General features: G+C 69.2%; 9 protein-coding genes. 4 read left to right on the top strand and 5 right to left on the bottom strand.

What is annotated here, in order from left to right:
• Positions 1 to 263 precede the first annotated feature (263 nt).
• Entirely contained in the window at positions 264 to 629 is a 366-nt protein-coding gene (gene nirD, locus R5O87_RS06710; RefSeq protein WP_410555776.1) for a nitrite reductase small subunit NirD, read from the top strand.
• A 30-nt stretch (positions 630 to 659) separates the two neighbouring features.
• Here nirD and R5O87_RS06705 read toward each other — a convergent pair whose 3' ends face one another.
• On the bottom strand, positions 660 to 2,474 hold the full coding sequence (locus R5O87_RS06705; protein ID WP_410555775.1) for a phospho-sugar mutase: 1,815 nt from the start codon (positions 2,472 to 2,474) through the stop codon (positions 660 to 662).
• A gap of 132 nt (positions 2,475 to 2,606) precedes the next feature.
• Between R5O87_RS06705 and R5O87_RS06700 the strand changes: the two genes are divergently transcribed.
• Positions 2,607 to 3,104, top strand: a complete 498-nt coding sequence (locus R5O87_RS06700) for an RrF2 family transcriptional regulator (RefSeq protein ID WP_410555774.1) — start codon at positions 2,607 to 2,609, stop codon at positions 3,102 to 3,104.
• A 48-nt stretch (positions 3,105 to 3,152) separates the two neighbouring features.
• On the opposite strand, the gene R5O87_RS06695 is transcribed toward R5O87_RS06700, so the two are convergent.
• On the bottom strand, positions 3,153 to 3,971 hold the full coding sequence (locus R5O87_RS06695) for a purine-nucleoside phosphorylase (RefSeq protein ID WP_410555772.1): 819 nt from the start codon (positions 3,969 to 3,971) through the stop codon (positions 3,153 to 3,155).
• A 117-nt stretch (positions 3,972 to 4,088) separates the two neighbouring features.
• On the opposite strand from R5O87_RS06695, the gene R5O87_RS06690 reads away from it, so the two are divergent.
• Positions 4,089 to 5,504 (top strand): NAD(P)H-quinone dehydrogenase, encoded by a 1,416-nt coding sequence (locus R5O87_RS06690; RefSeq protein WP_410555771.1) that lies wholly within the window; start codon positions 4,089 to 4,091, stop codon positions 5,502 to 5,504.
• Between the two features lie 219 nt (positions 5,505 to 5,723).
• The gene (locus R5O87_RS06685) at positions 5,724 to 6,092 is read left to right on the top strand and encodes a hypothetical protein (protein ID WP_410555770.1); all 369 of its coding nucleotides are present in this window, start codon (positions 5,724 to 5,726) and stop codon (positions 6,090 to 6,092) included.
• A 101-nt stretch (positions 6,093 to 6,193) separates the two neighbouring features.
• Here R5O87_RS06685 and R5O87_RS06680 read toward each other — a convergent pair whose 3' ends face one another.
• From R5O87_RS06680 to R5O87_RS06670, 3 genes are all read right to left on the bottom strand, one after another.
• The gene (locus tag R5O87_RS06680) at positions 6,194 to 6,901 is read right to left on the bottom strand and encodes a hypothetical protein (RefSeq protein ID WP_410555769.1); all 708 of its coding nucleotides are present in this window, start codon (positions 6,899 to 6,901) and stop codon (positions 6,194 to 6,196) included.
• Between the two features lie 674 nt (positions 6,902 to 7,575).
• Positions 7,576 to 9,138, bottom strand: coding sequence for an FAD-dependent oxidoreductase (locus R5O87_RS06675; RefSeq protein WP_410555768.1), 1,563 nt, complete (start codon positions 9,136 to 9,138; stop codon positions 7,576 to 7,578).
• Positions 9,135 to 11,336: a molybdopterin oxidoreductase family protein gene (locus R5O87_RS06670; RefSeq protein WP_410555767.1), complete on the bottom strand. Its 2,202-nt coding sequence runs from the start codon at positions 11,334 to 11,336 to the stop codon at positions 9,135 to 9,137. Before R5O87_RS06670 ends, R5O87_RS06675 begins: the two co-directional genes overlap by 4 nt.

Below are 11,336 nucleotides of genomic sequence, written 5' to 3'. Positions count from 1 at the left end.
CTGCAGCTTGTGCATTCAGCCTAGGGAGGCGCAGTTTCGCTTCAGTTTCCCGTTTGTTTCGTGAACTTAACTTCTGCATCACGGGATTGTTTCAGGCCATGTGAGGTGTCTTTTACGTTCTTGACACATTGAAAGCACCCCCTCGAAACACCTGGGTCCTAGCTTGGGTATACGGCCGCAGCGGCGCCAAAAGCAGGCGGAATGACACGCCTCGCAGGACCGGGCCGCCGCCGGAAAGCACGCAAAAGGGAGAGGAGCCGGACATGACGGCAACACTGGAACTTGAGGATCTCGCCACCGGATATGCAGCAGGCTGGCACCGCGTCTGCGCGGTGGAGGACCTGGAACTCGCCTGGGGCGAAGCGGCACTCGTGGCAGGCCGGCAGGTGGCCCTGTTCCGCACCGCCCCCGGTGAGGTTTTCGCCGTCGCCCAGGAGGACCCGGCCACCGGCGCCTTCGTCATGGCACGCGGCATCCTCGGATCACGGGGCACGCGCCCCACCATCGCGTCGCCGCTGCACAAGGAGGTCTACGACCTCGAGACCGGCGAGTGCTTCGGCAACGCGGACCTGCGCCTTGCCGCCTTCGGCACGCGCATCGTGGACGGCTTCATTGAGGTCGAGCTCTAAGTCTTTCCTGGCGGCCCAGCAGCGAAGCGCTTACAGTCCCAGCGCCTCGCGCACGTCGGTCAGCACGCGGTCCAGCGCGGCCCTGGCCGCCAGCCGGGCTTCGGGCAGTTCAGCGGCCGAGCCAACGCTTTGGATAACCTCGAGGTAGCACTTGAGCTTGGGCTCCGTGCCGCTCGGCCGGATGATCACGCGGCTGAGGTCGCGGGTCACGTAGAGCAGCCCGTCGGTCGGAGGCAGGTGTTCGCTGCCTTCGGCCAGATCCACGAACGACTCCACGGCCGAACCGCCAAACGATTCAGGCGGGTTCACGCGCAGCCGGTTCATCATGGCGTCCAGCAGGCCGAGGTCACCCACGCGGATGTTCAGCTGGTCACTCGCGTGGAGCCCGTGGACCAGGTACAGCTCGTCCAGGGTGTCGAAGATCGTCTTGCCTTCCGCCTTGGCGGCGGCGGCGAGTTCCGCGATCAGCACCGCGGCGGACAGCCCGTCCTTGTCACGGACAAGGTCCGGCGCGACGCAGTAGCCGAGCGCCTCCTCATAGCCGTAGACGAGGCCCGGCACCCGGGAAATCCATTTGAACCCGGTGAGCGTCTCCACATGCGCATACCCGGCCGCCGCGGCGATGCGGGAAAGCAGCCGCGAGGAAACGACCGAACTGGCGAACACGCCGCCGCCAGCGTCTGCTGGGGGGCCGTCTGTTCCGGAACCGTCCGTGCCGGAGCCTTCCGCTCCGGAACCGTCCGTTCCGGAGGCAGCCAGCCTGGAGGCTGCCAGCCGCGCCACGACGTGTGCCCCCAGCAGGGCGCCCACCTCATCGCCCCGCAGCATCCGCCACGCACCGGTGTCCGGGTCCTTGGCGGCCACCGCGGCACGGTCGGCGTCGGGGTCGTTGGCCAGGACAATGTCCGCATCCGCCTGCATCGCCGTCCCGAGGGCCAGGTCCAGGGCGCCGGGTTCCTCGGGGTTGGGGAAACTGACGGTGGGGAAGTCCGGATCGGGCTCGGCCTGCTCGCTGACCAGCGTCACGTCGGTGAATCCGGCCGCCCCGAGGACGGAGACGGCGGTGCTGCCGCCCACGCCGTGCAGCGGTGTCAGGACGATCTTCAGGTCCCGGGCCGGGAAAAGCCCCCGGTCGGCCAGCCCTGCCGTGGCGGCCTCGTAGTCCTGGACGATCCCGGCGTCCAGGACCGTCCAGCCGTCCGCTGCCAGGGGAATTGAGTCAAGTTCGCCCACGCTGCTGATTTCGGCGGCGATCCGGGCGTCGTCCGGCGCCACGATCTGCGCGCCCCGGCCGCTTTCCTCCACGGCATGCCGGCCGAGGTACACCTTGTAACCGTTGTCCTGCGGAGGGTTGTGGCTGGCTGTGACCATCACCCCGCCGTCGCACTCCAAAGCCCGGACCGCATAGGCCAGCAGCGGGGTCGGCAGGGCGGCCGGCAGGACGAACGTCTCGATTCCGGCCGCGGTGAACACCGCCGCCGTCTCCGCGGCGAAGATGTCTGAGTTGTAGCGGGCGTCATAGCCGACGACGGCGCGTGGCCGGGTGCCGGGGGAAGCCTCCGCCACCGCCCGGACCAGGAAATTGGCGAAGCCCGCCGCTGCGCGGCGCACCACCACGCGGTTCATCCGGTTGGGCCCGGGGCCCAGGGCGGCACGAAGGCCGGCCGTTCCAAACTGCAGCGTTCCCCGGAAGCTGTCTTCGAGGTCCTGCCGGGCGGCCGGTGTGCCGGCCTCGGTGAGCTTCACGAGTTCGGTGAGCGTTGCCGCGGTGCGCGGATCCGGATCCTGGGCGGCCCAGGCGCGGGCGTCGTTGAGCAGCTGCAGATCGGCTTCGGAAGACGTCATGGAAACCAAACTATCGTCAAAGTGCGGCGGAGCGGTGCCGGGCGGGGCCGCGGACGCGTCATAACCCGGCGGGTTCAGAGCAGCCGGAATGCTTCTTGACAGCAAAAATTCTGGACACGTAGCGTCTGGGTTGTGAAGTTGAACCAGGGGGTGGAATGGGCACTCCATTGCTGCGTCAACATGGCGTGGGCGCCCGTCGGTGAACCGATCAGCAGCGGCCGGCTTGCCGAACTGTACAAGCTGCCGCCGGCATACCTGAACAAGCAGCTTCAGTGCCTGGTGCGGGCCGGTGTCCTGCAGTCCGTGTCCGGCCCCAAGGGAGGGTTTCAGCTGGCGCGCCGTGCCGACCGGATCTCGGTCCTGGACGTGGTGCTGGCCATCGAGGGCCGGGACCTGGCATTCCGCTGCGACGGCATCCTGGCGAACTGCCCCGGCGGTGATGCCGGCGAGGACTATCTCCGCAGCTGCATCATTTCGCAGTCCATGCGCCAGGCGGAGCTGGCGTGGCGCACCGAACTCGCGCGGCAGACCGTGGCAGGCATCGCGCAGTCCCTCGAACGGCGGTTTCCCCAGGCGCGTGCCGACGCGCTCGCCGAACTCCTCGGCGTCGACAAACGCGGGGTCACTTAGCGCCCCCTCCGAGGCCCGCAATGGGCGATAAGTGACCCCGCGTTGCGGTTAGAGCCGGGCGATGATTTCCGCCAGCAGCTTGGAGATGCGCGGCCCGGCAGCGTGTCCGGCTTCGAGCACTTCCTCATGGCTCAGCGGAGTGGGGCTGATGCCGGCCGCGAGGTTGGTGACCAGCGAGATACCGAAAACCTCCATGCCTGCGTGCCGGGCAGCGATTGCTTCCAGCGCCGTCGACATGCCCACCAGTTCGGCGCCGATCCGCTTGGCGTACTGCACCTCGGCCGGCGTCTCGTAGTGCGGGCCGGTGAACTGGGCGTAGACACCTTCCTCCAGGGACGGGTCCACCTCGCGCGCCAGGTTCCGGATCCGCGAGGAGTACAGGTCTGTCAGGTCCACGAAGGTGGCACCCTCCAGCGGGGATGCCGCGGTGAGGTTGATGTGATCTTTGATGAGCACGGGGGTGCCGGGTGCCCAGTCTTCGTTGAGGCCGCCGCAGCCGTTGGTGATTACCAGGGTCCGGCAGCCGGCGGCGGCAGCGGTGCGGACGCCGTGGGCCACGGCCCGGACGCCCTTGCCCTCGTAGTAGTGGGTGCGCGCCCCGAGGACCAGTGCGCGCTTGCCTTCCCGCGTCAGCACGGACCGGATGGTTCCCACGTGCCCCTCCACGGCGGGAGCCGAAAAGCCGGGAACCTCCGGTGCCGCCAGCGTGGCGGTCGTCTCACCGATGAGATCGGCGGCCTCGGCCCAGCCCGAGCCCAGCACCAGGGCGATGTCGTGCGCTGCGACGCCGGTCTCCGCCGCGATGTAGTCCGCAGCGGTGCGCGCCGCCTCGAAGGGATCCGTGTCCAGGAATTCTGTTGTGCTCACCCGGTCCAAGCTACCGTGCCCGGGCCGGTGCGGGCAGCAGAAACGCGCCCCCGCGGGCCGCCCGGCAGGCCCCGGAAGGTTGGTGGTCCGGCGCAGGATGCGGGAGAATGGTCGCTTGTGACTATGCATCCTGATTTCAGCGCCCCCCGAATCGCAATTCTCGGCGGAGGTCCGGGTGGTTATGAAGCCGCCATGGTGGCCGCCTCGCTGGGAGCCGTCGTCACCATCATCGAGCGGTCCGGCCTGGGCGGCTCCGCGGTGCTGACTGACGTCGTGCCGTCCAAGACGCTGATCGCGACGTCGGACCTGATGACCCGCGTCAGCGGCGCCGGGGAGCTGGGGGTCAAGTTCGACGTCGACGGCGGTGACTTCGTCCCGGTCATGCGCGCCGATCTCAAGCACATCAACGACCGTCTGCTCGGCCTCGCCCGCCAGCAGTCCCTCGACATCCAGACCGGCCTGGAGCACCAGAACGTCCGCATCCTGAACGGCTCCGGCAAGCTGGTGGACAATCACACGATCGAGGTCCTGACCGCCGACGGGACCGAAACCGTGGAGGCAGACGCCATCCTGCTGACGGTCGGAGCGCACCCGCGGGAGCTTCCCACGGCGCGGCCCGACGGCGAACGAATCCTGAATTGGGCCCAGATCTACAACCTGGACGAACTGCCCGAGGAACTGATCGTGGTGGGCTCCGGCGTGACCGGCGCCGAGTTCGCCTCCGCCTACAACGGCCTGGGCTCGAAGGTCACCCTGATCTCCAGCCGCGACCGCGTGCTCCCGGGCTCGGACACCGACGCCGCCGAGGTGCTGGAGGACGTCTTCGAACGCCGCGGCGTCCGGGTGCTGTCCCGCTCACGCGCCGAAACGGTGGAACGGACCGACGACGGCGTGGTGGTCACCCTGGGTGACGGCTCCAAGGTCACCGGCAGCCACTGCCTGGTGTGCGTGGGCTCCATCCCCAACACCGCAGGCATCGGGCTGGAGGAAGCCGGCGTGGCGCTGACCGAAAGCGGCCACATCAAGGTGGACGGGGTGTCCCGCACCACCGCGCCGAACATCTACGCTGCCGGCGACTGCACCGGAGTTCTGGCGCTCGCATCCGTGGCCGCCATGCAGGGCCGGATCGCCATTGCGCACTTCCTCGGCGACCAGGTGACCCCCATCAAACTGCACCAGGTGGCGTCCAACATCTTCACCTCTCCGGAGATCGCGTCGGTCGGTGTCTCCGAGGCCGAGATCGAATCCGGCAAGTACCAGGGCGACATCATCAAGCTGTCCCTGCAGAGCAACGCCCGTGCCAAGATGCGCAACGTCAAGGACGGCTTCGTCAAGATCTTCGCCCGCAAGGGGTCGGGCACCGTGATCGGCGGCGTGGTGGTGGGAGCCAACGCGTCCGAGCTGATCTTCGCCATCTCCATCGCGGTGAAGCAGAAACTGCACGTCGACGACGTCGCCAGCACCTTCACGGTGTACCCGTCGCTGAGCGGCTCCATCTCCGAGGCCGCCCGCCGCCTGCACGTGCACATGTAGGAGGCGCGGCCCGGGTCCACTGGTGGGGCCTGTCGAGACCCGGCGCCGCAACCTGTGAATGGCACAATTCTCCTAGTCGCCACCGGCAGAGCTGAGTAAAATTCAGACTGTCGATCCCCGGGATTGGCGGCTCCGGGCTCCGACAGACCGATCCACCAGCGGTCAGCTATGCGGAGATTTTCTTCCGAAAGGTCGGACCGCGGAAGCCAGGAGCGTGCCATGATCACTGTTCAAAAAGCCGCGATAAACACCGCCCTCGTGGCGGCCCTGGTGGGCGGCGGCGCCTACCTCGCCATGGGCTATCCCATCCTTGCCTCGTCCACAAACGGCACCCAGTCCAGCACGGACGGCAAAGGTGCCCACCAGGCCAATGGGATCACCGAGCAGCTGCTGACGGGGAGCACTGCCACACGGGTGAGGAACGCAGTGCTGGCCGCCAACCCCGGAGCCACAGTCCACCGGATTGAGACCGACGCCGAGGGTGCGGTCTATGAGGCCCACATCACCAAGGCTGACGGCTCGCGGGCAACAGTGAAGCTGGACGGTTCCTTCAACATCACGGCCACGGAAGCCGGACGCGGACGGTAAGCATCGGGCGCCTGTAGGCACAGGGCCCGATTAGGCACAGGGTCCGATTCGGCAGAGGGTCCGATGGGCAACCATCGGACCCTCTGCTGTCATGCCACAGCTCAGGAGCAGGCGTACGGGGGAACGGCGTCTCCGGGCGCAAAGGGCTCGAACCAGTGCCGGATGTCCAGGCTTCCCAGGTCCTGTCCGACGGCGGTGTCCGCTTCGCCGGCACTGTCCGCGTACAGGGTCTCCGAGTCGGCGTCCTCCAGCAGGACTTCCTCAACGATGGCCCGCCATTCCTCGGGGAGGTCCAGTTCGTAGATGTCTTCGGTGATCCGGGCTTGGTCCAGCAGGCAGTGGACCGCGAGTTCCCCTGCAAGGCAGCCGGGGGCGGTCCAGCCGCGGGCCAGGGACGCCGTAACGTCCGATGCCACCACAATGAACCGCTGGGTGAACTTCGCATCGTAGCTGGAAGCGAACTGCGGGGGCAGCGAGGACAGCACGGACGTTCCGGCGATGGCCTCGGGGGTGACGTTGTCCAGCTCGTGCAGCGTGCCCAGGTCCCTGAACAGCTGGTCGATGAGGATGCTGGACGAATTCCACAGCAGGCCGGCCAGCAGCCGCGTCTGGCGCACGGACCGCTCCCGCTCACCGGGGCTGTCAGTGGCCATCGCGGCAAGATCCTCGGGATCGAACTGAAGCCGCTGCTCGGCGGTCATGTCGTCGGGGTGCGGGTCCAGGCCCAGGAGCTCCAGGCTCAGCCCGGTCAGCTTTTCGGCGTCGGCCAGCAGTTCTTCGGTGATGTCGTCGTCTTCGTCGGCATTCATGATCCCGATGCTACCGGCCAGGGGCGGCATGCCAGATTTGTGTGACGCGGCAGTTCGGGGTCCTCCTTACAGGGCCACCGCACTCCTCCGTCGAGGCAGAACGCCGTACGCGCCGCGCGGTCTTCCAGGCAGGCCGCATCGACGAGTTTGCGGTTTCCGATGGGTCCTTGCAGCTCGATGGTCACGGGTACCTCGTCGTTGCCCGGGCAGGTGTAGGCACCTGGCGGAAGCCTCCGGACATAGGCCCGAATGAGGATCCGCCCCGGCTCAACCTGCACGCTGGGATCCAGCACAGTGCCGGTCTTTCCGCCCGAACAGTCCATCCGCATTACCCCTATCCGGAGGGTTCTGGCGAACGGACTGACGTCTGCGGGATTGAGAAGACTCCATGTGCCGGTATCCCCGGTTTCCGGCGCCACAGGCGCTGCCGTGCCCTCCTGCGGCGCGGCGGATCCGGGCGCACTGTCAGCGGGCGGCGGGGCGGAACATCCGGCGAGGAAGACAACCGCGCCAACCACTGCGCCCGCCATCAGGTGTCTTGGGCAGGAGCGCTCCACTTCAGCCTCCACGTGACAAACCCTGGTAGGAACCGGCGGCGATCGCCGCCGGTTCCCGAAGTATGACACCTTGGGTGCCCGGCGCCATAGGGCGGTTCGAGTCACCCGGCCGCGGCCTTAGGCGGCAGCCCCCTGAAAGTGCTTCTCGATGAGCCCCTTGATGTCCTCGTGGCAGCCACCGCAGCCGGTGCCCGCACGGGTGGCGGCGGAAACCTCGGCCACAGTGGAGCAGCCCCCGGTGGCGGCGTCGGCGATCTTGCTGCCGCTCACGCCGGCGCAGCGGCACACGGTGGCCTCGGGATCGTTGGAGGCACCCGCCGACGCCAGCTGGTCGGGCCCGTCGAGGCGCAGAAGCAGGGACCTGTCCGCGGGCAGCTCGGTGCCGCGTTCGAAGAGCTGGACCAGCTCTCCAGCTGTGCGCGGCATGCCCACGCTGACCAGGCCTTCCAGCACTCCGCCGCGGGTGGTCATCTTGACGTAGCGCCCGTGCTCGGGGTCGGCCCACTGGGCGATCTGCAGCCGCGGCCTGCCGTTGACGGCGCCGGCCGCCAGGACTTCGTCGTCCCACGGCTCGGCGGAGTTGTCGCCGGCCACCGCCATGTTCATGCCGCGGGCCTTGAGCACGATCACGCCGGGCTTTTCCTGGGGGAGCGGGGGCAGCGAGTCGGCGTCCGCCGCGGAGCCCCCGGACAGCAGCAGGAGGTATTCGGCGAGCCATTCCGCCTGCCGCCAGCCGGGACCCACCAGGCCGGACGGCCCCCTCGCGGTGCGGCACTCGAGGCAGGCGGGATCCGGGCAGCGGACCTCAGCACAGTCGCCGATGGCGAAGATGTGCGGCTCGTGGTGTGCGCGCAGCCGGTGGTCCACCAGGATGCCTGTGCCGGTGGAGAGCCCGCAGCCTTCCGCAAGCTCAATGCGCGGGCGGACGCCGCAGGAGAGAACCAGCAGGTCCCCGTCGATCGCCGACCCGTCGTCGAGCAGCAAAGCCGAGAACCCGCCGTCGGGAGCGTTGTGCTCAATGCCCGTGGAACGGGCGTTGCCGGCCACCCGGACGCCGCAGATGCGCAGGCTTGCCGCCAGCACGGCGCCTCCGCCGCGGTCGATGTTCCGGCCCAGCGGGTGGGGTCCGTTGTGCACCACCGTGACCGTGGCGCCTTCCTCCGCGGCCGCGAGGGCCGTCTCGAGCCCCAGCACGCCGCCGCCCAGCACCACCACGCGCTTGCGGCCGGCCACCGCCCGGCGCAGCACCTCGGCGTCGCGGAGGTCGCGGAGCGCGGTGACCCCAGGCGGGAGGACGGGCGCGGCAGGGTCCGGGTTCAGGCCGGTGAGGTTGGGGATCACGGGCCGGGAACCGGTGGCGAACACCAGCCGGTCGTAGCGGGCGGAGGTGCCGTCGGAGAGGATGACGGACTGCCGTGCGCGGTCCACGCGCCGGACCTTCACGCCCAGCCGGACGTCCACGCCGTCGGCCACCAGTGCCGCGGCGTCGGCGAGGGCCAGCGCCTCGGGGGTGGTGCGGCCGACCCCGAGGTCGGCCACCAGCACCCGGTTGTAGGCGGCCTCGGTCTCCTGGCCGATGACCGTCAGCCCCACCTGCCCCGCGCGCAGCGCCGGCAGCAGTTCGTCGACCAGCCGCGCGGCCACCGGACCAAATCCGACAATTACAATCTGCTCGCTCATGAGGCCTCCGCTGTTTGAAGAAGACTGGTTGCGGGGGCGGCCGCTGCCAGCCGGACCCACACCTTGTTGAACTTGAATTCGGGCATCCCCGAGATGGGATCCGTGGCCGCTTCCGTCAGCCGGTTCGCGCTTTCCAGTTCGGGAAAGTGGAACGGCAGGAAGACGGTTTCGGGCCGGATGGCCGTGCTCAGTTCGGCCCGGCAGACCACCTCGCCGCGCTCGTTCGCCACCGAGACCTGCGCGCCGTCCGTGATGCCCATGGCCGCGGCGGCCGCCGGGTGGATCTGCACCCTCGCCTCGGGCTGGGAGGCCAGGAGCTCGGCCACCCGCCGCGTCTGGGCGCCCGACTGGTAGTGCTCCAGCAGGCGGCCGGTAATGAGGGTCATGGGCTTGGCTGCCGGGTCCGGATTAACTAGGGGATCACGACGGCGGCGCGGCGCCACCGGGGTCATGACCGCCTTGCCGTCGGCGTGGGCAAAGCTGTCCAGGAACATGCGCGGGGTTCCGGTGCTGCCGGCAGGGTAGGGCCAGTACGCGGCCGCGCCGCTGTCCAGCATGGCGTAGTCGATGCCCGAGTAGTCTGCCGCGCCGCCTGCAGATGCCAGGCGCAGTTCCTCGAAGACGGTCTCCGGGTCGTCGCTGTAGGTGGACGGTGCCTCGAGCGCCTCGGCCAACCGGGCCATGATCCACAGCTCGCTGCGGGCTCCGGCGGGCGGCTGGATCGCCTGGCGGCGGCGGAGGACGCGGCCTTCGAGGTTGGTCAGCGTGCCTTCCTCCTCGGCCCACTGCAGCACCGGCAGGACGAGGTCGGCCTCGGCCGCGGTCTCGGACATGAAGAAGTCGCAGACCACCAGGAAGTCCAGGCTGCGCAGCCCGCGGATGACGGCGTTGGCATCCGGCGAGGCGACCGCGATGTTGGAGGCGTGCACGAAAAGGCACCGGACGCCGTCGGGCTGTCCCAGTGATTTGAGCAGCTGCACGGCCGGCAGGCCGGGGCCCGGGATGAGCGACTCATCCACGCCCCAGACCCTGGCCATGTGCCCGCGGGCGGCGGGGTCGGTGATCTTCCGGTAGCCGGGCAGCTGGTCCGCCTTCTGGCCGTGCTCGCGGCCGCCCTGGCCGTTGCCCTGGCCCGTGAGCGTGCCGTAGCCGCTGTGGGCGCTGCCGGGCAGGCCCAGCAGGAGGCTGAGGTTGATGGCCGCCGTGGCGGTGTCTGTGCCGTCCACGTGCTGCTCCACGCCGCGTCCGGTGAGGATGTAGGTGCCTCCCCGGCGGGCGCCGCTGGCGAGCCGCCGGGCCGTTTCGCGGATGAGTTCGGCGGGAACGCCGGTGATGGACTGGACCCGCTCCGGCCAGTAGGCGTTGACGGACCGGACCACGGCGTCCAAGCCGGTGGTGCGTGCCTGGATGTAGTCGGCGTCGACGAGGCCCTCGTGGATGACCACGTGGGAGATGCCCAGCAGGAGCGTGAGGTCGGTGCCGGGAAGGGGCTGCAGGTGGAGGCCGCCGCCGTCGGAGGTGAACGCGGCGGTGGCGGAACGCCGCGGGTCCACCACGATGAGGCCGCCGGCGTCCCGGACGCCCTGCAGGTGCTGGACGAACGGCGGCATGGTCTCGGCGACGTTGGAGCCGAGCATCAGGATGGTGCTGGCCGTATCCAGTGCCTCCAGCGGGAAGGGGAGCCCGCGGTCCAGGCCGAACGCCCGCATGCCGGCGGCAGCCGCCGACGACATGCAGAACCGGCCGTTGTAGTCGATCCGCGAGGTGCCCAGCGCGAGGCGGGCGAATTTGCCCAGCTGGTACGCCTTTTCGTTCGTGAGTCCGCCGCCGCCGAAGACGCCCACGGAGTCCGCACCGTACTTGGCGCGGGCGTCCTTGACGGCGGCGGTGACGCGGCCCAGTGCCTCGTCCCAGGAGATGGGGCGGAAGACGCCGTCGGGCCCTTTGAACATGGGCTCGGTGACGCGTCCGGGGTGCTGCAGGAGCGAGGCCGACGTCCATCCCTTGCGGCAGAGGCCGCCGCGGTTGGTGGGGAAGTCACGGCCGCTGACCTCGAGTGCCGGCGCTGCCGGCACGGGGCCTGGCCCCGGCTGCACAGCCGGGGCCAGGCCCGTTGCGGCCGGAGCCGCCGGGGACTTGAGCGTCATGGCGCACTGCAGGGCGCAGTAAGGGCAGTGCGTGTCGGCGCTTTTGGTCAT

The sequence above is a fragment of the Arthrobacter globiformis genome, from assembly GCF_046536215.2.
Classification (GTDB): Bacteria; Actinomycetota; Actinomycetes; order Actinomycetales; family Micrococcaceae; genus Arthrobacter; species Arthrobacter globiformis_E.
The sequence above is the reverse complement of the archived record's forward strand: the minus strand, read 5'-3'. Positions and strand labels throughout refer to the sequence as shown.